This is a genomic window from Streptomyces sp. NPDC050145 (genome assembly GCF_044460245.1).
In the GTDB taxonomy this organism is placed as follows: domain Bacteria; phylum Actinomycetota; class Actinomycetes; order Streptomycetales; family Streptomycetaceae; genus Streptomyces.
Map to the genome: position 1 here is coordinate 42,127 of NZ_JBITJS010000024.1, position 20,212 is coordinate 62,338.

General features: G+C 74.7%; 20 protein-coding genes. 6 read left to right on the forward strand and 14 right to left on the reverse strand.

Going from position 1 to position 20,212, the window contains the following annotated elements; translation table 11 throughout:
- Window positions 1-54: 54 nt before the first annotated feature.
- The 7 genes from ACIBTU_RS35220 to ACIBTU_RS35250 form a co-directional block, all read right to left on the reverse strand.
- A complete protein-coding gene (locus ACIBTU_RS35220; RefSeq protein WP_399130757.1) occupies window positions 55-792 on the reverse strand; it encodes a DNA-binding response regulator in 738 nt (245 codons plus the stop codon).
- Between the two features lie 166 nt (window positions 793-958).
- Window positions 959-1,765, reverse strand: a complete 807-nt coding sequence (locus tag ACIBTU_RS35225) for a 4'-phosphopantetheinyl transferase family protein (RefSeq protein ID WP_399130758.1) — start codon at window positions 1,763-1,765, stop codon at window positions 959-961.
- A 13-nt stretch (window positions 1,766-1,778) separates the two neighbouring features.
- Window positions 1,779-3,554 (reverse strand): acyl-CoA dehydrogenase, encoded by a 1,776-nt coding sequence (locus tag ACIBTU_RS35230; protein ID WP_399130760.1) that lies wholly within the window; start codon window positions 3,552-3,554, stop codon window positions 1,779-1,781.
- Window positions 3,551-4,507 carry an aromatase/cyclase gene (locus ACIBTU_RS35235; protein ID WP_399130761.1) on the reverse strand — a complete coding sequence of 319 codons (957 nt, stop codon included), beginning with the start codon at window positions 4,505-4,507 and terminating at the stop codon, window positions 3,551-3,553. Before ACIBTU_RS35235 ends, ACIBTU_RS35230 begins: the two co-directional genes overlap by 4 nt.
- A gap of 10 nt (window positions 4,508-4,517) precedes the next feature.
- Complete coding sequence (locus tag ACIBTU_RS35240) at window positions 4,518-6,272, reverse strand: FAD-dependent oxidoreductase (RefSeq protein WP_399130762.1); 1,755 nt, start codon at window positions 6,270-6,272, stop codon at window positions 4,518-4,520.
- Window positions 6,269-6,592 carry an antibiotic biosynthesis monooxygenase family protein gene (locus ACIBTU_RS35245; protein WP_399130763.1) on the reverse strand — a complete coding sequence of 108 codons (324 nt, stop codon included), beginning with the start codon at window positions 6,590-6,592 and terminating at the stop codon, window positions 6,269-6,271. Before ACIBTU_RS35245 ends, ACIBTU_RS35240 begins: the two co-directional genes overlap by 4 nt.
- Before the next feature lie 70 nt (window positions 6,593-6,662).
- A complete protein-coding gene (locus ACIBTU_RS35250) occupies window positions 6,663-8,234 on the reverse strand; it encodes a class I adenylate-forming enzyme family protein (RefSeq protein WP_399130764.1) in 1,572 nt (523 codons plus the stop codon).
- 259 nt (window positions 8,235-8,493) lie between these two features.
- Between ACIBTU_RS35250 and ACIBTU_RS35255 the strand changes: the two genes are divergently transcribed.
- Window positions 8,494-8,733, forward strand: a complete 240-nt coding sequence (locus tag ACIBTU_RS35255; RefSeq protein ID WP_399130765.1) for a DUF6059 family protein — start codon at window positions 8,494-8,496, stop codon at window positions 8,731-8,733.
- A 30-nt stretch (window positions 8,734-8,763) separates the two neighbouring features.
- Here ACIBTU_RS35255 and ACIBTU_RS35260 read toward each other — a convergent pair whose 3' ends face one another.
- The 4 genes from ACIBTU_RS35260 to ACIBTU_RS35275 form a co-directional block, all read right to left on the reverse strand.
- Window positions 8,764-10,218 (reverse strand): FAD-binding protein, encoded by a 1,455-nt coding sequence (locus ACIBTU_RS35260; RefSeq protein ID WP_399130766.1) that lies wholly within the window; start codon window positions 10,216-10,218, stop codon window positions 8,764-8,766.
- Window positions 10,202-11,527, reverse strand: coding sequence for an FAD-dependent monooxygenase (locus tag ACIBTU_RS35265; protein ID WP_399130767.1), 1,326 nt, complete (start codon window positions 11,525-11,527; stop codon window positions 10,202-10,204). The genes ACIBTU_RS35260 and ACIBTU_RS35265 overlap by 17 nt, the downstream gene beginning before the upstream one ends.
- Complete coding sequence (locus ACIBTU_RS35270) at window positions 11,524-12,297, reverse strand: thioesterase II family protein (RefSeq protein WP_399130768.1); 774 nt, start codon at window positions 12,295-12,297, stop codon at window positions 11,524-11,526. The genes ACIBTU_RS35265 and ACIBTU_RS35270 overlap by 4 nt, the downstream gene beginning before the upstream one ends.
- Window positions 12,298-12,379: 82 nt before the next feature.
- Window positions 12,380-13,201: a BTAD domain-containing putative transcriptional regulator gene (locus ACIBTU_RS35275; protein ID WP_399130769.1), complete on the reverse strand. Its 822-nt coding sequence runs from the start codon at window positions 13,199-13,201 to the stop codon at window positions 12,380-12,382.
- Window positions 13,202-13,451: 250 nt separating this feature from the next.
- Here ACIBTU_RS35275 and ACIBTU_RS35280 point away from each other — a divergent pair, with 250 nt between their 5' ends.
- The 5 genes from ACIBTU_RS35280 (at window position 13,452) to ACIBTU_RS35300 (ending at window position 17,885) form a co-directional block, all read left to right on the forward strand.
- On the forward strand, window positions 13,452-13,757 hold the full coding sequence (locus ACIBTU_RS35280; RefSeq protein ID WP_399130770.1) for a phosphopantetheine-binding protein: 306 nt from the start codon (window positions 13,452-13,454) through the stop codon (window positions 13,755-13,757).
- Window positions 13,758-13,868: 111 nt separating this feature from the next.
- The gene (locus tag ACIBTU_RS35285) at window positions 13,869-14,966 is read left to right on the forward strand and encodes an LLM class flavin-dependent oxidoreductase (RefSeq protein ID WP_399130771.1); all 1,098 of its coding nucleotides are present in this window, start codon (window positions 13,869-13,871) and stop codon (window positions 14,964-14,966) included.
- Between the two features lie 11 nt (window positions 14,967-14,977).
- The gene (locus ACIBTU_RS35290; RefSeq protein WP_399130772.1) at window positions 14,978-15,715 is read left to right on the forward strand and encodes a thioesterase II family protein; all 738 of its coding nucleotides are present in this window, start codon (window positions 14,978-14,980) and stop codon (window positions 15,713-15,715) included.
- Window positions 15,712-16,860 (forward strand): N-methyl-L-tryptophan oxidase, encoded by a 1,149-nt coding sequence (gene solA, locus ACIBTU_RS35295; RefSeq protein WP_399130773.1) that lies wholly within the window; start codon window positions 15,712-15,714, stop codon window positions 16,858-16,860. The genes ACIBTU_RS35290 and solA overlap by 4 nt, the downstream gene beginning before the upstream one ends.
- A gap of 35 nt (window positions 16,861-16,895) precedes the next feature.
- Entirely contained in the window at window positions 16,896-17,885 is a 990-nt protein-coding gene (locus ACIBTU_RS35300) for a BTAD domain-containing putative transcriptional regulator (protein WP_399130774.1), read from the forward strand.
- A 32-nt stretch (window positions 17,886-17,917) separates the two neighbouring features.
- Here ACIBTU_RS35300 and ACIBTU_RS35305 read toward each other — a convergent pair whose 3' ends face one another.
- Genes ACIBTU_RS35305 through fabD form a run of 3 tightly spaced genes read right to left on the reverse strand, consistent with a single transcriptional unit; the run spans window position 17,918 to window position 20,212 of the window.
- A complete protein-coding gene (locus tag ACIBTU_RS35305) occupies window positions 17,918-18,463 on the reverse strand; it encodes a flavin reductase family protein (RefSeq protein ID WP_399130775.1) in 546 nt (181 codons plus the stop codon).
- 16 nt (window positions 18,464-18,479) lie between these two features.
- Window positions 18,480-19,319: a 4'-phosphopantetheinyl transferase family protein gene (locus ACIBTU_RS35310; RefSeq protein ID WP_399130776.1), complete on the reverse strand. Its 840-nt coding sequence runs from the start codon at window positions 19,317-19,319 to the stop codon at window positions 18,480-18,482.
- A complete protein-coding gene (gene fabD / locus ACIBTU_RS35315) occupies window positions 19,316-20,212 on the reverse strand; it encodes an ACP S-malonyltransferase (RefSeq protein WP_399130777.1) in 897 nt (298 codons plus the stop codon). Before fabD ends, ACIBTU_RS35310 begins: the two co-directional genes overlap by 4 nt.

A 20,212-nucleotide genomic window follows, 5' to 3' on the forward strand; every position in this document is an offset into this window, starting at 1 on the left:
CTCAGCCTCGCGGGCGGGGTTGACGGCGCGCTGACCCGGACCTGATGCGGGGCGTCAGCGCAGCCCGGACTCGAAGGCGTAGATGGCCACGTGGACGCGGTTGCGCACCCGCAGCTTCTGCAGCAGGTTCTGCACATGCGTCTTGACGGTGTGTTCGGACAGAGTCAGGGACTGCGCTATCTCGGTGTTGGACAGGCCGCGCGAGACGAGGTCGAGCACCTGGCCCTCGCGGTCGGTCAGCAGGTCGGGCGGCACGTCGGACACGGTGCCCGTGCCCGTGCCCGTTCGCAGGCCCGTCCTGCCGATGCCGCGCGGACGGGCCGGTGCGGCGTCCTCGGGTTCCGGACGGCCACCGCGGCTCAGCGCGTAGCCGGCGGCGGCCAGGGACACGGCGGCGGCGAGCTGCCGCGCGGTGGTGGTGGCGGGCAGGTGTCCCCGCAGGATCCGCGCGCTGGCCGCGTCGGGTTCGCAGCCGCCCACGGTGAGCACGGGCAGCTCGGGGTCGATGTCCGCCAGGAGCGCGGCGACCTCGCGGGGCTCGCCCGGGCCGTGCACGACGAGCACGTCGGGTCGGTGCGCGCGCAGCGCGGCGAGCGCGCGGGGCCCCGGCTCGTCGTCGCCGACGAAGGCGAGGCCCTCGTGGTCGGCGAGCAGCGCCATCACGCCCGCGCGGGCGAGGGCGTCACCGCCCATGAGGAAGATCCGCACCGTGCCCGGCGCGGGCGCGGCGGCACCGCCGGGCAGCACCCTCAGCCTGGCAGTCCGTACGAGTTCGGCTCCCGCTTCCGGCATGACGTGCCCCCTCACGCACTCGGTGGATGCCGAGCACGCTAGCCGCCACCGGGCCCGCGCCCCCTTCGGCTCCAGCCGGTCTCGAGGGCCGGGCGAGCGCTTCCGGAGCAGGCCCACGAGGAGCGGGCCCGGAAGGAGCGGGCCCGAGAGCGGGAGGGGGCGGGCCTCAGAACACGTCGGCCATGGCCGCCGCGAATCCCGCGTCCAGGGTGGTGCGCGCCGAGGTGTCGTGGGAGGTGTCGAGGCCCGCGTCGTGGCAGGCGGTGCTCAGGAGGTAGCGGTCCAGGGCGTGGTGGGTGGCGAAGGACCACTCGCCGCGCGAGGCGCGGTTGCCGTCCGGGGCGATCAGCCGGCCGGTGCGCAGACCGAAGCCGAACTCGGTGAAACCGAGCCGCATGCCCTGGCCGAGCGCCTTCGTGTACGCCTCCTTCAGCGTCCACAGCCGCAGTGTCTCGGCGGTCTGCTCGTCCTCGGGCAGCGGGGCGAGCTCGGCGGCCTCCGACGGGGTGCACATCTGCGCCTGCAGCAGGTCGAAGCGCATCTGCCGGTCGGCCGGTTCGGCGTCGACCCCGATGCGTCCGTCCCGGCTGAGCCCGACGGCCATGAGGTCGCCGGTGTGCGTGAGACTCAGGTCGATCTGGTCGAACCCGCGCAGGTAGGGCCGCCCGCCCAGCCGGTACGACACCTCCAGCGACTCGGGGTCGGCGCGCAGGGCGGCGGCCGCCGTGTACTTCATCAGGAGCCGCGACGCGACGAACCGCAGCCGCACGGTCGGATCGGGAAGCCGCCGGTAGCGGGTCCAGTCCCGGCCGAGCAGCCGGCGCAGCCGGGGTTCGGTGACGGCGGCCGGCACCCATTCGCCCCACGTCGTGTACACGATGGCGTTGCCGTACTCGGCCAGGTGCTCTGGCACCCTGCGCCAGGGCCCGGCGGGCCGCACGTGCAGGGGCGGAGCGATTCTCGGCTGGTCCAATGCAGGCTCCCTTCTAGCCCGGGACGTGCGTGTCGTACACGTCGAAGCTGCGCCCCTCGCGGTGCCGCAGCAGCACCTCGTCCAGGACGGACCGGGTGACGGTGTCGGGCAGTTCGGGGACCGGCACACCGAGCCTGCGGCCGATCCGGGTGAGGGCGAGGGCCGCCCAGTCCGGCTGGGCGAGGAAGGAGTCGGTGCCGTCCTGGCCCTGCCACACGCCCAGGCACGCGGCGGCGGCGAGCACCAGCACGTACCGGTCGGCGAGCGCGCAGACCCGGGGGTCGGCGAGCAGGTCACGCGCCGACTCCGGCAGCGCGGCGCACTGCTCGCGCAGGGCCCGCATCTCCTGCACGAACGCGTCGGCGAGGTCGGCGAGCGCCGCCCAGCGGGGGCCGGCGCCGCGCAGCGGTCCCAGCCGCTGCGCGACACCGATCAGGGCCGCGGTCAGCACGTCGTCGCCGCCGGTCAGGGACAGTTTGCGGTAGTCGAGGGGCGGGACGGGCGCGGTCAGCAGGAACAGCCGCGCGGTCGGCTCCTCCGTGGCGAACCACGAGGTGCGGGCCAGCGCGCGCAGCCTCGGCACGAGCACGGCCCGGCAGGCCGCGTTCCCCGCGTGGCCGAGCCCGGCGACGGGCAGATCGCGGACGAGTTTCTGGAAGCCGCCGTACGAGGGCCCCCGGTCGTAGCCGCGGGCGCCGAGGACGGTGGCGAGTTCCTCGAGGTCCTCGCGCAGCAGGTCCGGCATGGTCAGCTTGACGGCCGCCGCGGTCAGATGGGCGCTGTCGGGCAGCAGGCTCAGGGAGCGCAGCCCGGTGACGGCCATGCTGTCGCAGGCCAGCAGGTCGGCGAACACCCCGGCGAGCACCTTGTGATGGCGCCGGGCCGGCTGCCCGCCGGCGCGGCCCGCCGTGGCCGCGCGCACCGCGAACCGCAGGGCGCTGTCCACCCCGGCGACGACCGTGCCGGGGATGAGGCAGCGGTTGACCATGTAGGTGCGCAGCGCGAGGGGGACGCCGTCGCCGACGTCCCCGACGAGCGCGTCGGCGGGGGCCGGGCAGTCGGCGAACTCCAGCCCGGAGAATCGGCTGCCGCGCATTCCGGGGGTGGGAACGCGCGGCAGCCTGCGCAGGCCGCCCGGCGGGAGCCGCTCGGGATCGAGCAGCAGCACGGAGTGACTTCGTGAGCCGGCCGTGGTCGCCGTGCGGGCGTACATGACGAGCGCGTCCGCGCGGTCGGCGTTGATGACGACGTCCTTGCGGCCGCCGAGCACGAAGCCGCCGCCGACGGCGGAGCGCGCCGTGAACTCGTCGCGCAGGATCGCGTTCGCGTGCGCGAGTTCGTGGTGCACGATCGTGACGCGCCCGCCGCCGCCCTCGAGGAGCAGACGCGCGGTGTGCGCGCGCTGGCGCTCGTCGCCGGCCGCCCAGACGGCGGAGGCGCCGAACAGGGAGGTGATCCCGTGGCCGAAGCCGAGCGCGACGTCCCGCCGGAACACCGGTCGCAGCACGCGCGCGAGCAGGTCCGGGCGGGCGAGTCGGCCGCCGAGGCCGCGCGGGACGAACTCGGCCCCCAGGCCCACGTCGGACAGCAGCGCCTCGGTGGCCTCGGGGGTGCGGCGCTCCTCGTCGGCCTCCAGCAGGGCCCGGTAGCCGTGCGGGTTGTGCGGGTCGTAGGGGTCGCCGAGGAGCCGCTCGAGGCGGGCGGCGCGCTCGACCCCGTCGAGGGGCTCCTGCGCGGGCGGGCCCGGCCGGGGCGCCGGGGGCGCGTCAAGGACGGACGTCCCGCTCACAGGACCGTGACCGCGCTCTCCGCGTGCCGCTTGGCGAGTTCGAGGGTGGCCGTGCTGTTGCGGCCGAGCGCCTCGCGGACGTAGCGGCGGGCACGGGCGACGTCGGCGTCCTCGCCCAGGACGCGCGTGATGTTCTCCTCGCGCAGCACGACGTTGTGCTGGGAGGTGACCGTCACGCCCGTCTCGTCGGGGACGACGGACCATTCGCCGGTGTGCGCCGACATCAGCAGCGGGGTCGCCGTCTGCTTGTAGACGATGCGCCCGGCGTGCGGGAAGCAGACGCGGACCGACTCGGTCGTGTGCGTGCCGCCGTCGGCGGTACGGGTGTCCATCGACATGACCTGCACACCGGGCTCGTCCTCGGTGAAGTCGAGCCGGGAGACGTGCGGCACCAGCTCGGGCCAGTCGCCGATCCGGTACAGGAAGTCGTAGACGAGTTCGGCGGGGCCGTTGACGCGCACCGAGTCCTCGAAGGACAGGACCAGTTCGTCGAGGCGGCCCCAGCGTTCGGCGAGGCGGCGCAGGTTGTCCAGTTCCGAGCGGCTGTTGGTGTCCGTGGCCCGCTGCACCCAGGCCACGTCGTCGGCGTTGTCGTCGGCGACGGTGAACTCGTGCAGCAGGGTCAGCCGGGACCGGTCGGCGCCGAGCGCGTCGACGATCCACGTGCCGCCCATGGACTGGACGGGGGCGGCGGGCAGCTCCTGGCGGAACTCGACGCGCCGGCGGCCCGGGTCCAGGAGACGGCGCGAGGTCCACGACCTGACCTCGTCGTTGGCGACGGCCCACATCCGCAGCCGCTCGCTGTCGCCGTCGAACTCCAGCTGCTCCACGTGCACGTTGGGCGGGAAGAACAGCGGCCATCGGACCGCGTCGGAGATCAGTCCGTAGACCACGCCCGCGGGCGCGGCCACCGTCACCTCGTGCGTCGTGCGGTGCACTCGCTCAACGGCCATGTCCAGTCCCTCACTTCCTGCTCAGGGGGCGGCCCGGGGCGGTCCGCCCACCCTGTCCGCCGGTATCGACGGTGTCCTGAACGGCTCGAAGGCCGCCGGAGCGGCGCTCGAGAGCCGCCTCAGGTCCGGCGGGCACCGGGTGGGCCGGGGCCAGGGCGGCGGCCAGCGCGGCCGGGGTCAGGTACTCGCCGCGCGCGGCGAGGTAGCCGTCGGGGCGGACGAGCGCCCAGCCGCCGGCGGCGAGGCCCAGCGCGGCGCACAGGGCGCCGTCCGGGTCGGGCAGCGGTGCGGGCCCGGCGCCGCTGCCGCCCACGGAGCGTACGGAGAGCCAGGCCCCGTACCGGTCGGCGGCCTGCCGCGCGGCGCGCACGGGCCGGGCCGACGCGTCGTGGCCGCCGGGGGCCACGAGCAGGGTCCAGCGCACGTCGCGCAGCTCGTCCAGGAGGGCGTCGCTGACGCGGGCGGCGCCGGCGACGCGTTCGCCGGGCGCGGGCACGTGGCGCCGGCGGGGCACCATGACGGGCGCCGCGACGGGGGTGGCGACGGGGACGGGTTCGGGGCCCGCGCCGGTGGTCAGCGGGGAGTCGGCGTAGTCGAGGCGCAGGCCGGACATGCCGCCCAGGACCTTGCGCTGGATGGCGCGGCGCAGCGCGGGCACGGCGCGCACGACGGAGAAGACGACCGGGAGGGCCACGCCCGCCAGCGCGTTGCGGAACTGGACGAGTGCGGTGGCCGTGCGGGTCGAGCCGAGCAGGGCCTTGCCGACGGGGACGCGCTCCGCGTCGTAGGTGTCGAGCAACTGCCGTCCCGCGTGGCCCTGTTGGACCGCGGCCAGCTTCCAGGCGAGGTTGTACGCCTCCTGGATGCCGGTGTTCATGCCCTGGCCGGAGGCGGGGCTGTGCACGTGGGCGGCGTCGCCCGCGACGAACACCCGGCCCTCGTGCATCCGCGGCACCATGCGCTGCTGGAACGTGAACACGGAGGTCCACTCGGGTTCGCCGACCCGTACGTCGGTGCCGAGGCCCCTGGAGAGCTTGGCGGCGAACCGGTCGGCGGCGCCGGTCGCGTCGGGGGCGTCGGGGGCCGTGTCGAGGAGCCGCCAGCGCCCCTGGTCCGCGTAGGGGACCATCATCAGGGCCTGGCCGCCGGTGTGGACCCAGTAGATGCTGTCGGGCGGCAGTTCGGTGCGGACGGGGGCGTCGGCGAGCATCCACGTGTCGCGGCTCTCGCCGAGCAGCGGCAGTCCGAGCGTCCTGCGGACCGTGCTGTGGCCGCCGTCGCAGCCGACGAGCCAGGGCACGGTGCACCGTTCCTCGGTGCCGTCGGGACGGGTCAGCCGTACCCGGACGCCGTCCGCGTCCTGCTCGAAGCCGGTCAGGCGCACGCCCCATTCGACCTCGGTGCCGAGCCGGGAGACGGCCTCGCGCAGCACGGCCTCGGTGCGGGTCTGCCCGATGATGACGCTGTAGGGGTGGCGGGTCGGCATCGACGCGTAGTCGGCCTCCAGGCGCACGAGGCGGCGTCCGGTGGCGTACATCGTGAACGCCCGGTTGCGGCGGCCGTGTTCGAGGATGCCGTCGACCGTCCCCATCTGGTCGAACGTCTCCAGGGTGCGCGGGTGGACGGCGACGGCGCGGCTGGTGCGGGAGGGGCCCGAGGCGGCGTCGACGAGGCGCACCCGCAGGCCGCGGCGGGCCAGTTCGTGGGCCGCGGTCAGGCCGACGGGCCCGGCGCCGACGACGAGGACCTCGGTGCCGGGGCTCATCGGGCGCCGGCCGTGACCGGCTCGGCGGGGGTGCTGCTGCGGTCGGCCAGGACCTCGTACAGGCCGGGCTCGGGGGTGGCAAGGCCGCGCAGGCCGCCGACGAGCGCCTGGAAGTCGGGGTGGGTGACGGCGGCGCGGTGGGCGGCGGCGTCCTGCCACTGGGCGAGCTCGAGGAACACGGGCGCGCCGCCGGACAGGCGGAGCGTCTGGTGACCGAGGTAGCCCGGCTGGGCGCACATGTAGGCCGTGACGCGGTCCTTGGCGGCGAGGAACTCCTCGACGTCGCCGTGGACGGTCAGCTTGTTCACGAAAGTCACCATGTCGGGTCTCCTGTCGGGCGTACGTGGGACGGGCGGGGGACGCATTTTTCGGGGTCAGGTAGGAGGCGGGTCAGGCGGACAGGCGGCGGCGCAGGGCCCGGCGTTCGGGCTTGCCGGTGGGCGTGCGCGGCACGGCGTCGAGGGCCTCGACCGTGTGGATGCGCTCGAAGACGGCGAGGCGCCGGTTGGCCTGTTCGGCGACGGACGCGAGGACGGCGTCGCGGGTCTCCGGCTCCGGGTCGCGCAGGACGACACCGGCCCAGGTGGTGGCGCCGTGCACCGGGTCGGGCCGGCCGACGACCACGCACTCGGCGACTCTCGGGTCGTCCTCGAGGACGCGCTCGACGGCGGTCGGCGACACGAGTTCGTTGTCGTGCTTGAAGACGTCGCCGAGCCGGTCGACGAGGTACAGACGGCCGTCCTCGTCGAGATAGCCGATGTCCCCCGTGGAGAACCAGCCTTCGGCGTCGATGCGGGACGGTTCGTCGTCGTCCAGGTAGCCGGCCATGACCTGCGGGCCGCGCACCTGCACCTCGCCGGAGGCCCACACCGGCACCGGTTCGCGTGAGCCGAGCTCGACGACGCGGCACTCGGTTCCGGGCAGGGCCCGGCCGACGGCGCCGCGCACCGGGGCGTCGCCCGGGCGCTGGGTGTGGGAGAGCGGGGAGAGTTCGGCGAGGCCGTAGCCCTGGACGACGGGGACCTTGAGGGCCGTCTGCAGGCGGCGCGCGGCCTCGGGGGCCAGCGCGGTGCCGCCGGACAGGACCGCCTTCAGGCGGGGCCCCGCCGGGACGCCCTCCGGGCCCTCGGCCAGGCGCGGGTCGCCGGCCAGCCGGTGCAGCCGGGCCGGCAGTCCGTAGTAGTGGGTGCAGCCCTCGCGTGCGGCCACGGCGAGGGAGGCCACCGGGTCGGGGTCGCGGCACAGGATCTGCGAAGCGCCCGCGCACACAGCCGAGTTCAGGTGCATGACGTGGAACAGGGGCAGGTGGTTGAGGGTGACGGAGGCGGCGTCGAGGCGGTGGGCCAGCGCGGTCTGGGTGGCGTTGGCGACGAGGTTGCGGTGGGTGAGCCGCACGCCCTTGGAGCGTCCCGTGGTGCCGGTCGTGAACTGCAGGCAGGCCACCGCACCGGGGTCCAGGCCCTGGCCCGCCGGTTCGAACGGGTCGTCGGGCACGCCGTCGAGGGCTACGTGCAGCGGCACGGTGTCCCCCGGGACGACCCCGTCGTCGGCGTCGGTCACCAGGACGGTGTGCAGCAGGGGAAGCCGCTCGCTCAGCTTGGTCAGCTGTTCGGCGGTGGACCGGGGCACCACGGCGATCTCGATCCCGGCGGCGGCGCACACGTGGTGCAGGGCGTCCTCGTTCAGCAGCGGGTTGATCAGGGCGACGGTCGCGCCGCTGCGGCTCGCGCCGTAGTAGGCGGCCGGGAACACCGTGTCGAGGGTGTGGGCGACACCGATCACGGCGCCCGGACCTCCGGCGATGCGGGCGAGGCCCCGGGCGATGCGGTCGGCGCGGGCGTCGAGCTCGCCGTAGGTGACGGTGTGCTGTCCGGTGGTGAGGGCGGCGGAGTGCGGGGCGCGTGCGGCGGCACGGCGCAGCAGTCCGTCCAGTGGCAGTTCCGGGTACGTGAAGCGCGGCACGGCGAGCGGCCCCCTTCGACGGGCTGACGGGCTGTCGCTCACCAAGCTCTGCGGCGGTGCTCGAGAAAGGTTCGAAAGCCGCTCGATCCCCGCCTCAGGAACCGCGGGGAAGCGCCGGAGAGCGGGTGCGGTGCGGCGCGGGGACTCTTCCACCCGTCGTCCACCGGCCGTCGACCCGCGGTCGACCCGTCGTCGACCGGTCGTCGACCGATCCCTGAGAGCGTCACGGACGACCTGTCCACGGAGCGAGGGAGTCGGCGTGAGCGCGTACCGGCGTTGGCACTACCGTCTGCTGCGGCAGACCTGGAAGGGGCTCGTCGCCATGGGCACGGTCCATCTGGCCGGCGAGATGGGCCAGTTGGCCGTCGAGACGGCCCGGACGGATCCGCCGAGCACCGCTCTCCAGGGGCCGCCCGCGGGGCATCCGGAACAGCTGTGCCCCGAGATTCCGCTGAGCGTCCTGGAGCTCCGGCTGCTGCGGGAGCTGGGCCGGATCTGACGCGCGGCGTCCGGCGTCCGGCCCGGCCGGTCAGGCGGGGCGGATGCCGAGGCCCTGGCCGAACATGCCGCGCGGGTCCCAGTGCGCCTTCGCGCGTTGCAGCCGGCGGTAGTTGTCCTTGTAGGGGAAGCGGTGCCAGGGCACGCCCGAGGTGTTCCACCGGGGGTCGGCGAGGTCGGGGTCCGGGTGCCCGGCGAGGCAGCCGTCGCTGCCGTCCGCTCCGGGCACGGGCACACCGCCGGTCGCGGCGAACACGTCCCGGTACAGACGGCGCAGCCCGTCGACGGCGTCCGGCGACGGCCGGCCGCCGGCCGTGAACTCCGCCTCCAGGACGGAGTCGCGGTGCGCGTCGGCGGTGGCGTACGTGGGCAGCGTGTTGGCGCGGCCGCCGCCGGAGCGCAGCGTCACGGTCAGCTCGCCGGGGGCGTCGGAGGCACTCAGGTGCCGGTGCAGGGCGTCGATCTGCGCGTCGTCGAGGCCGCGCCGCAGGCAGGCCGACTTGGTGGGCCCGCCGTGCGCGCCGCCGTCCCTGTCCGTGTCCGGCACGGACTGCCAGGGGACGACGGCGAGGTCGTCGGTGAGCGTGCCGGGGTCGAGGCCGTCGGTGAGCTCGTCGACGTGGCGGCGCAGCAGGCCGCGCGCGTCGGGCAGGCCGGCGTCGAAGCGGGTGCGGACGACCGCTGCGTTCCCGGCGCCGGGTGCGTCCCCTCCGGACAGGACGAGGCTGCTGTCCAGGGCCGCGTACGGGGATCCGGCGCCGGCGTGGTGCTCGTGCCAGCGTCCGTGGTTGCGGACGAGCCGGTGGAAGGTGTCGCGGTCGCCGGCCGCGCGCGGGAGCGTCAGGGTGTGGGAGAGCAGGGTGCCCGGCGGTCGGGGCAGCTGGGTCGTGGGGTCGGTGCCGGTGGCGTCCGGGGAGCGGAACCAACATCGGGTGACGGCGCCGAAGTTGGCGCCGCCGCCGGTGTGGGCCCACCACAGGTCGCGGTGCGGGTCGTTGCGTTCACGGCTCGCCACCACGGCGCGGGCGGTGCCGAACACGTCGACGACCACGACCTCGATCGCGAGGAGGTGGTCGGCGGTGAGACCGAAGGAACGGCTGAGGGGGCCGGGGCCGCCGGCCGTGACCTGTCCGACGACGCCGTCGCGGCCCGGCCCCGCGGTGGGGAGCGTGACGCCCCAGCCCTCGTAGAGGGTGCGCCGCACGTCCGTGAGCCGGGCCCCGGCCTCGACCATGAAGGCCTGCCGGTGCGGGTCGTGGGCGACGGCGGCCATCCGCCCCAGATCGACGACGGCCGCAGCGCCGCCGTCCGCCACCGGGCGCCCGGCGTCGTGTCCGCCGTACCGCACCTCGAGGCGGCGGCGACCGCGCGCGGCGTCGGTGACGGCCCGGACGACCTGGGCGGTGGTGACGAGGGCGGGGGACGACGACGGTGCCGGTGCGGTCGGGCGGGTGACGGGGCGCGGGCGGCTAGGAGCGGTGGTCATCGTGCACCTTTCTCGCGTGGACGGCACGAGGCGTGTGGCTCGCGCGGTGCGCGGCACCCGTGTCGGTCGGGACGGGCTCGGGGTGCGTGAACAGGTCCGTCCGTACGTGGACGGGCGCGGCGCCGTAGGCCACCTTGGCGGTGATGCGGGCGCCGATCGGGGTGCGGGTGACGAGCTTCGCCGCGCCCGCCCTGGCGAGCGTGGCGGCGCGTCCCGCGGTCCCGAAGAACGCCTTGGCCTGGAGGCGCTGGGCCCGGGTCACCGCGTCGGCGGCGGGCGCGCGCAGTTCCTGGAAGCGGGCGAGGCGGGCGCGGCTCGTGTCGCCCGCGTGCAGCGCCTCGACGAGGACGGGGTGCAGGGCGGCGGCGTCCTGGAGGGCGAGGTTGATGCCCTGGGCGCCGAGCGGGCCGTGGGTGCGGGCGCTGTCCCCGAGGAGGACGAGTCCGTCGCGGGACCACTGCGGGGCGCGGGCGGCGAACACGTCGAGCAGTTTGAGGTCGGACAGGCCGGTCAGGTGCTCGGCGACGAGGTCGGCGAACTCCGGTACGGCGGCGGCCAGCCGGTCCTTCACCGCGCCGATGCCGCGTTCGGCGACGGCGGGCCAGGACCGGTGCGGCAGGGTCCAGCCGATGCGGATGCGGTCGGGGTGGGTGTCGTGGACGAGGACGGCGGTGCCCTCGGCGCGGTGGATGCGGACGTGCCGGGTCGTGCGGCCGGGGGCGGGCACGGAGAACCAGACGAGGTCCTGGTCGAAGGTCTCGGTGCGGCCGGCGTCGATGCCGGCGAGCGCGCGGGTGCGGGAGAAGCGCCCGTCGGCGCCGACGACGACGCGCGCCCGCACGGTGCGCGGGCGCCCGTCGGGCCCGGTGACGACGGCTCCCGTGCCGCGGCCGTCGTCCTCGGCCAGCGCGGAGAGCCGGTGTCCGTCCCGGTAGGTGAAGCCGGGCCGGGTGCGGCAGGCCGCGAGCAGGGTCTCCAGCAGGTGCCGTTGGGGCAGGGCGAGGAGCCGGCCGTGGGGGGTGCCCAGGCGGGCGTAGTCGATGTCGAGGAGCAGCCGGTCGCGTTCGAGGACCTGGAATCCGCGCAGGGCGCGGTCCCCGCGGGCCCGTGCCGCGTCGAGCACGCCGAGTTCGTCGAGGATCCGCTGGCCGCCGGGTTGCAGGATCTCGCCGTGGAAGTCGCGGGCGAAGGAGCGGGACTTCTCCAGGAGGGTGACGGCGAAGCCGGAGCGGAGCAGCAGCAGGCTCAGGGCGAGTCCGGCCGGTCCCGCGCCGACGACGCAGATGTCGGTGTGTTCCGCCCCGGTCACGGCGCGGGCCGGGACGTCGGGGCGCCGGCCGCGAGCGGGACGCGGCTCGCGTCGATCCGGGCGGCCACCCGGCAGGCGCGTCCGATGAGCCGGGGCAGTTCGGGGCCGCGTACGAAGAAGTGGTCGCCCGGCACGGTGCGGCGCACGCACCGCTCGTCGGTCCACCGCTGCCAGCCGTCGAGGGCCCGCGCGCCGACGACGGGGTCGTGGCTGCCGCCGACGGCGAGCACCGGCACGGGCAGGCGCCCCCCGGTGTCGAGGGCCGCGGCGCGCAGCGACCGGGCGAGCTTGAGGTCGTCGCGCAGCACGGGCAGGACGGTGCGGTGCCAGACGCTGTCGGGCTCGGCGAGCGCTCCGTCGGGCGCGGAGCCGACGTCGCCCACGAAGCGCAGGAGTTCGTCGTCGCCGAGGTCGTCGGTGGCGGCCGCGGCCCGCACGGTGTGCGGGGCGGGGCAGCCGCCGACCGCGAGCAGCCGCGGCCCCGGGAGCCCGGCGTCGAGCAGGGCCCGGGTCAGGGTGTGGGCGACCATGCCGCCGAGGCTGTGCCCGTAGAACACGTACGGGCCGTCCGCCGCCGCCCCGGCGATGTCGTCGAACAGGGCGTCGAGCAGCGCCCGCCGCCCGGTGGGCCGCGGCTCGTGGCGGCGGGAGTCGCGCCCCGGCAGCAGCATGGGGACGACCTCGACCCCGGGGCCGCAGCGCCGCGGCCAGCGGCCGAAGCTCGACACCCCGGCGCCGGCGTGCGCGAAGCAGTACAGCCTTACGTCCATGGCACTCCAGCCTCCGCGCGTTCTCTGGAGAACGGCTCGAACTCCCCGTCGGGCCCCGCCGTCGGCGTCATCGGGCGGCCCGTCAGGCGGCGTACAGGTCGAAGGTCGAGGAGCGGCGCGGGCCGCTCATGACGTCGAGCTGCGGGTCCACGGCGAGCATCGCCTGGTGCAGCCGCTGGAGCTGGGGGGCGGGTTCGACGCCGAGCTCCTCGATGAGGCGGCGTCGCAGCCGCTGGTAGACGTCGAGCGCGGTGGCCTGCCGGCCCGAGCGGTACAGGGCGACCATGGCCTGCGAGTGCAGCCCCTCGTGCTGGGGGTGACGGGCTATCAGGTCGGTGAGCTCGGCGATGACCTCGACGTGCCGGCCCAGGCGCAGGTCGGCGTCGATGCGCCGCTCGCGGGTGACGAGGCGGCTCTCCTCCAGGCGCATCACCTCGATCGCCAGGATGGGCCCGACCCGCACGTCGACGAGCGCGGGGCCCTCCCACAGGGCGAGCGCCTCCCGGTAGGTGGCGGCGGCCTTCTCGTCCTCGCTCTCGTCGGAGGCCTGCTGGGCCTCGCCCACCAGACGCTCGTACTCGTGCACGTCGACGGCGTCGGACGGGACCTGGAGCAGGTAGCCGCCGTGCCGGGTGGCGAGGACGTCCTTGGCCGCGCCCGGCACCCCCGGCCCCATGGCCGTGCCCAGCCGGCGGCGCAGTTGGAGTATGTACGTCTGCAGGGTGGTGAGCGCGCTCTGTGGCAGCTCGGTGCCCCAGACCTCTTCCATGAGCGTGGGGACGGGTACGACCCGTCCCGGGTAGAGCGCGAGCAGTGCGAGGATCTGCCGTGGCTTGGCCGCCGTCGGAACGATCGACATCCCGTTGACGGCGGCACTCAGCGGACCCAGAACCTGAATCTTCATGGTCTCCTCCGTACCGGTATCCGATGAGCGTCGATATTGCGCCGCAGAACGGATTCCTGTCCTTTCCTCACAACCGTGGAGCGAGTCGAACCGTAGCCCCTCGCGAACTTTCGCATCGTCATCTTCCAGTAGTCTTCGAGCAGTTCTCCACGTTCCGCCTCCTGACACGGCACTGACGCGGACCTGACCCTTTCGGGAGGGAGTCGGAAAGTCCTTCCGGAAGATTCACGGCGCCATTAGCTTCGGCTGCATGGATAACGGTGGAAAGCACGACGTGCCGGTGGCGGCCGATCCGCTGACCCGGCAGCTGCTGCGTCAGATGGTGGCCGGCGCCATGCAGCTCGACCCGTCCGAACTCCCCGACGACCAAGGCGATCTGGTCGACCACGGGCTCGACTCGATCAACACGATGCGGCTGATCTCCGCGTGGCACCGGCGCGGGATCGAGGTGGGCTTTCCCGAGCTGATGGCCCGGCCGACCCTCGGCCACTGGTGGGATCTGATTTCCCGGTCCGGCCCCGCACAGCGCCTCGAGGCGGCGCCCACAGCTCCTTGAGAGACGCTCGCGTACGCCCCGCGAGCACCCCGCACCGTCTAAGGTCCGATAGCCGAAGAGCTGCCCATGGTTTTCCGGGAAACCGGAAAAGGACCACCAGACGGAGCCCCCATGAAATTCGGCGTGAACTTCTTCCCGGTCATCGATCCGGCGAAGAAGAGTGCGAGCACCTATTACGACGAAAGCCTGCGGCTGGTCGAACTGGCCGAGGCCCTGGACTTTGAACACGTGCAGACGGTGGAGCACTACGGCTCCCCGTACGGCGGCTACAGCCCGGACCCGGTCGTGTTCCTGACCGCCGCGGCGGCGCGCACCAGCCGCATCCGTCTGGTCACCGGCGCCGTCATCGCCTCGTTCGCGCATCCGGTGCAGACGGCGGCGCGGCTGGCGCTGCTCGACAACCTCTCGCACGGCCGCCTCGACGTCGGCTTCGGCCGCGGCTTCCTGCCCGACGAGTTCGAGCTGTTCGGCGTGCCGATGGAGGAGAGCCGCACCCGTTTCACCGAGGTGATCGACGCGTGCACGGCCCTGTGGAGCGGCGAGGAGGTCCGCTTCGAGGGCGAGGTGCACCGCTTCGGCCCGGTGACCGGCTTCCCCCGGCCCCACCAGCACCCGCACCCGCCGGTGTTCGTGGCGTCGGCGACCAGCGCCGAGTCCTGCGCGCTGGCCGGCGCCCGGGGCCACCACCTCCAGGTCGTGCCCTCGGTGACCAGCCGTGAGCAGCTGATCGGGATGACCGCCGCCTACCGCGCGGCACGCAGCGCCGCGGGCCACGAGGGCCCGGGCCGGATCCAGATCAAGTACACCTGCTACCTGGGCGAGGACCGCGAGATCGCGCTCGCCGACGCACGCGTCAACGAGCGCAACTACGTGGAGACGATGGCCGGCGCCGTGGCCGCGTGGGCGGACGCCCGCTCGGAGCAGTACCCGGGCTACGAGAAGTTCGTCGAGAAGGCGCGCGCCTACGACTTCGACAAGGCGCTCGCCGACCACAAGGTGCTGGCCGGCACGCCCGCCGACGTCCGCGCCCAGATCGAGACGATCCGCGGCTGGTACGGCGCGGACATCTGCCTGAGCCTGCAGTTCAACCCCGGGCACGTGCCCTACGAGCGGGCCGAGCGGGCGATGGAGCTGTTCGCCGCCGAGGTCGCTCCCGCGTTCACCGAGTCCCGCGACGGCGCGTCCGTGTCCGCCGCCGTGGCCGCGTGAGGGGGACCGGCATGTACTCCGACCGGCCTCTGCGCCTGTACGTCTTCCACCACGCGGGCGGCTCCCACCTGCTCTACCGCGAGTGGCCCGCCCTACTGCCCGCGCACTGGGACGTCCGGCTCATGGACGTGCCCGGCCGCGGCCGCCTTTCGGGCCGGCCCCAGATCGACGACGCCCGGGAACTGGCCGACTTCTTCCTGCGCGCGATGGCGGGTGAGCCGTCCGGCCCCTTCGCGTTCTTCGGCCACAGCATGGGCGCGCTCGTCGCCTACGAGATGACCCAGCGCCTGGCCGCACAGGGACGCGAACTGCCGGTGTGGCTCGGCCTGTCGGCGCGCGGCGCGCCGCGTCCGCAGGGTGAGGCCACCCGTCGCCACGCGCTGCCCGACGAGGAGCTGCGCCTGCACCTCGCCGCGATGGGCGGCACCCCGGTCGAGGTGCTGCGCGACCCGGACCTGTGGGCGATGTTCGCCCCCGCGATCCGCAACGACCTGAAGCTCGTGGAGAGCTGGCGTCCGCTGCCGGACACCCCGAAGCTGACCATGCCGGTCGCGGTCTACGGCGGCACGCAGGACGTCGTCGTCGCGCCCGAACGCCTGGCGGCCTGGGAGCGGTTCGCCGAGCGGTTCCAGGGGCTGCGGATGCACGAGGGCGGCCACTTCTACTTCCAGACGGACCCGCACCCGCTGCTCGGCGAGATCACCCGGGACGCGACGGCGGCCCTGTCGGCGGCGGTGAGCCCCTCGTGACCGCGCCGGACGCGGACATAGCCGTCGTCGGTCTCGGCGCCTGGGGCGCGAGCGCCCTGTGGCAGCTGGCCCGGCGCGGCCTGCGCGTGATCGGCGTGGACCGCTACGGCCCGGCGAACATCAACGGCTCCTCGTACGGCGAGAGCAGGATGTTCCGTACGGCCTGTCTGGAGCACCCCGGTCTGGTGCCGCTGGCCCAGCGGTCGCGGGAGCTGTGGCAGCACCTGGAACGGGAGAGCGGCACCCGGCTGCTGGAGCCGACGGGCGCCATGCTGATCGGCCCCGAGGACGGGCGGATCGTCGGCGGCGCCCTGCGCGCGGCCCGGGAGCACGGACTGGACATCGAGGTGCTGGACCGCGACACCCTGCGCCGCCGCAGCCCCGCGCACGAGGCCCTCCCGGCCGACCACATCGCGGTGGTGGAGCCGGCCGGCGGCCTGACCCGGCCGGAGGCGACGATCCGCGCGGCGCTGGCCTCGGCCCGCGCGGCCGGTGCGGAGATCCTCACCGACACCCGGGTCACCGCCCTGGAGCCCGAGAGCGCGGGAACGGCCGTGCACACGGCGTCGGGTCGCGTCCTGCGGGTCGGACAGGTCGTGGTGACGGCGGGCCCGTGGCTGGACCAGCTGGTGCCCGGTCTGCCGCTGGAGGTCGTCCGCATGCCCACCACCTGGTTCACCCCGCGCGTGCCGGACGAACGCTTCACGCTGGAGCGGCTGCCGGTGTTCATGCGGGAGGTCGAGGACGGGGACGTCCTGTGGGGCCACGGCACCCTGCCGGGCCGCACCGAACTGAAGCTGGGGCTGGAGGACGGCGGCCGGCACTTCCGCGTCGTGGACCCGGAGACCCTGGACCGGTCCGTCTCCCCGTCCGACTGGTCCGTGCTCGGCCGCCGGCTCGCCGACGCGGTGCCCGGCGTCGGCCGGGAGCCGTCCCGGGCCACCGCGAACATCTACGCCCGCACGCCCGACGGCCAGTTCGTCATCGGACGGCCCCGCGGCAATCCGCGTCTGGTGGTCGCGGGCGGGTGCAGCAGCCACGGGTTCAAGCACGCCACAGGGGTCGGAGAGGTCCTTGCCGACCTCGTCCAGGGCAAGGAGCCGGCCTTCCCCCTGGGCTTCACCGATCCCGACCGGTTCGAGTGACGCGCGCGGCGTGACGCGCGGGGAGGTAGGGGGAGATGCAGTTCCGCATTCTCGGTCCCGTGGAGATCCAGGACGAGCGCACCGGTCTGAGGATCCTTCCCACGGGCGCCAAGCAACGCGCCCTGCTGGGCGCGCTCGTGGTCAAGTCCGGGCACGTCGTGTCCGTCCACCGGCTGATCGACGAGCTGTGGGGGGAGAACCCGCCCGCGAACGCGACCAACGCGCTGCAGGCGCACGTGGCGCGGCTGCGCCGCCTGCTGCCGGTGCCCGAACCGGGATCGGGGGAACCGCACCACGAGTGGATCGTGACGCGTTCCCTCGGCTACGTCCTGCGTCCGGGCCGCAGCACGACGGACGCGCAGCGGTTCAACGAGCTGGCCGCGCGAGGGCGGGCGGCGGCCGCGGAGGACCCGCAGCAGGCCACCGAACTGCTGCGCGACGCCCTGGCGTTGTGGCGGGGCCCCGCCCTGGAGGGCAGTGTGCGCGGAGACATCTGCGCGGCCGAGGCGGCCCAGTTGGAGGAGAACCGGCTCACCGCCCTGGAGACCCTGTACGACGCCTGTCTGCGGGCGGCGCGGCACGACGAGATCATCGGTGAGCTGGAGGAGCTGACGACGGACCATCCGATGCGCGAGCGGTTCTACGACCTGCTGATGGTGGCGCTCTACCGGTGCGGGCGGCAGGCCGAGGCGCTCAGCGTGTACGACCGGGCGCGTAAACGCCTGGTGCACGAACTGGGGGTCGAGCCGGGTCCCGCGCTGCGCGGCCGGATGGACGCGATCCTCCAGCACGACCCGGGTCTCGCGGCGCCGGGCGCACCCGGCCGGGTCGCCTCCGTGGTGGCGATGCCGCTGCCGCCGCGCCCGCCGGGCCCGCCGGCGGGGGCCGGGCCCGACGCGACGGTGCTGAGCCTGAGCGGGGAGATCGCCCGGCTGCAGCACCGCATCGAGCGGCTCTCCCTGGAGCACGAGGAACTGATGCGCCGCTTCGACCGGCTGGTCGCCCAGCCCGCCGCCGGCCAGTAGGCGCCGCACCCACCGCCCGCCCGCACGGCCGCTCAGGCGCCGTGCGGGCGGGCCGTGTGGAATCCGCGCCGGTACCAGAGCAGCGGGGCGGTGTCCGCCGTGCCGTGCCGGAACTCGACGGGGGTGGCGAGCACCAGGTCGTGGTCCCCGGCGCGGACGATCCGCGCCGTGCGGCAGCGCACGAGCAGCGCCGCGTCCGGCAGGTACGGCGTACCGGAGTCCTCCCACGGGGCGAACCCGCCGCCCGCGAAACGGTCGGCGTCCCGCGTGGCGAAGCGCCGGGCGAGGTCCCGGTGCTGCGCGCCCAGCACGTTGACCACGAACTCGGGGGTGGTCGTCAGCGTCGCGTGGCAGCTGGAGGTCAGCGCGACGCCCGCGAGGATCAGCGGCGGGTCCAGCGACACGGAGCTCACCGAACTGGCGGTGAACCCGCGCCGCCGCCCGTCCGGGTCGAGCGCGGTGATGACGCTGACCGGGGCGGCGAGCTGCGCCATCGCGTCGCGGAAGGACTGGGCGGCGGCGGCATCGTCGGGTCCGGCGGGCCGCTCCCGCACCGCTGTCGTGTCCAGGGCTGTCATTCGGTCTTCTCCTCGGTCATGCGCCGGCGCCGACGAGCGGAGCCAGGGCGCGGTGGGGTCCGGGCAGCGGGATGTCGCGCGGCACGGCACGGCCCCAGGGGAAGCCGTCGTGCAGCTCGATCCGCGCGGGCGGCGCACCGTCCGGGCTCCGCTCCACGGCGAGCGACACCAGCACCTGCGGGCGCGGCGTCAGTTCGACGAAGCACCAGCGGTCCGCGTTGTCGCCCTCCGGCGGCCGGAACGCCGTCACGCCCTGCTCCTCGTCCAGTTCGAAGGAGAACGAGTCGAAGGGCAGGCCCAGACCGAGGCCGCGCGCCTTGGCGTAGGCCTCCTTCAGGGTCCACAGGCGCAGCGTGGCGCGGTCGCGGCGGCCGCCCGCGGTGAGTCCGGCGAGGTAGGCGCGCTCCTGGGGGGCGAAGGACTCCACGACCCAGTCGAAGCCACGCTCCCCGCCCCGGTCCAGGCGTTCGATGTCGACGCCGACGCGGCGGTCGCGGGCCACGGCCATGACGTTGAACCCGTGCGCGTGCGACAGGTTGAAGTCGAGGTCGCGCGCGCCGTCGGGCAGTCCGCCGGGCGGGGCCTGGAGGAAGGGCCGGCCGCGCGAGGAGCGCCACAGGACGGCCTCCGCCTCCGGGATGCCGGTCTCGAGCGACAGCACGCGCCGCACCAGGCAGTGGGCGACGAGGTACTGCCGCCGGTCCCGCTCGAACAGGAAGCGTCCGGCGGTCTCCCGCTCGTGCTCGTCGAGCCAGTGCGGGGCGAGCAGGGTGCTGGTCGGCTGGTCGAGTCCGTCGTTGGGGCAGAACCACAGGCCGACGGTGTCCTCCCGGGTTCCGGGGTGCGCGGGCTTCATCGCGCACCCGCCGCGGCCGGCACCCGGTCCTGGTCCCGTTCCCGCCGGATCTGGCGCAGCAGGCCGGCGAGCACGCGGCCGGTGCCGATCTCGGTGAACTCGGGTTCCGGTCCGTGGTTCCCGTCGAGGATCGCCGAGACGGTCTCGTGCCAGCGGACCGGCTGGTGGATCTGCTGGAGGAGGGTCGCGCCGACGAGGTCCTGCTCGTAGGGCCGGGCGGTGGCGTTGGCGATGACGGGGAAGGCGAGCGGGGCGAAGACGGTCCGTGCCACGACGGGTTCGAGGCGTTCGGCGGCGGGGGCCATGTAGCGCGAGTGGAAGGGTCCGCTGACGTCGAGCCGGCGGACCATGCGGGCGCCCGCGTCCTCCAGGATCGGGCCCGCCTCCGCGAGGTCGTCGACGGGTCCGGCGAGCACGATCTGGCCGGGGGTGTTGAGGTTGGCCAGGTCCAGGGTGTCGAAGCCGGCGCGCATGAGGAGGAAGCGGAGCCGGGTCTCGGGCAGGCCGACGACGGCGCTCATGCCGCCGCCGGTGACCTCCGCCATCGCGGCGGCCCGTGCCGCGACCAGACGCAGTCCGTCGGCGAAGCCGAAGGCGCCCGCCGCGTGCAGGGCGTTGTACTCGCCGAGGCTGTGGCCGACGGCGAGGTCGGCCGGTTCACCGCCGTCCTCCAGGTGGGCTCGGTGGGCGAGGGCGCCGACGGCGAAGAGGGCGGGCTGGGTGTAGCGGGTGTTGCCGAGGTGTCCCTCGGGGTCCTCCAGGCAGAGCCGGCTCAGGCTGTAGCCGAGGACGTCGTCCGCCTCCCGCACCAGGTCGGGGAAGCGTGCGAACAGGTCCCGGCCCATACCGACGCTCTGGGCGCCCTGGCCGGGGAACATGAGGATCCGCGTCAT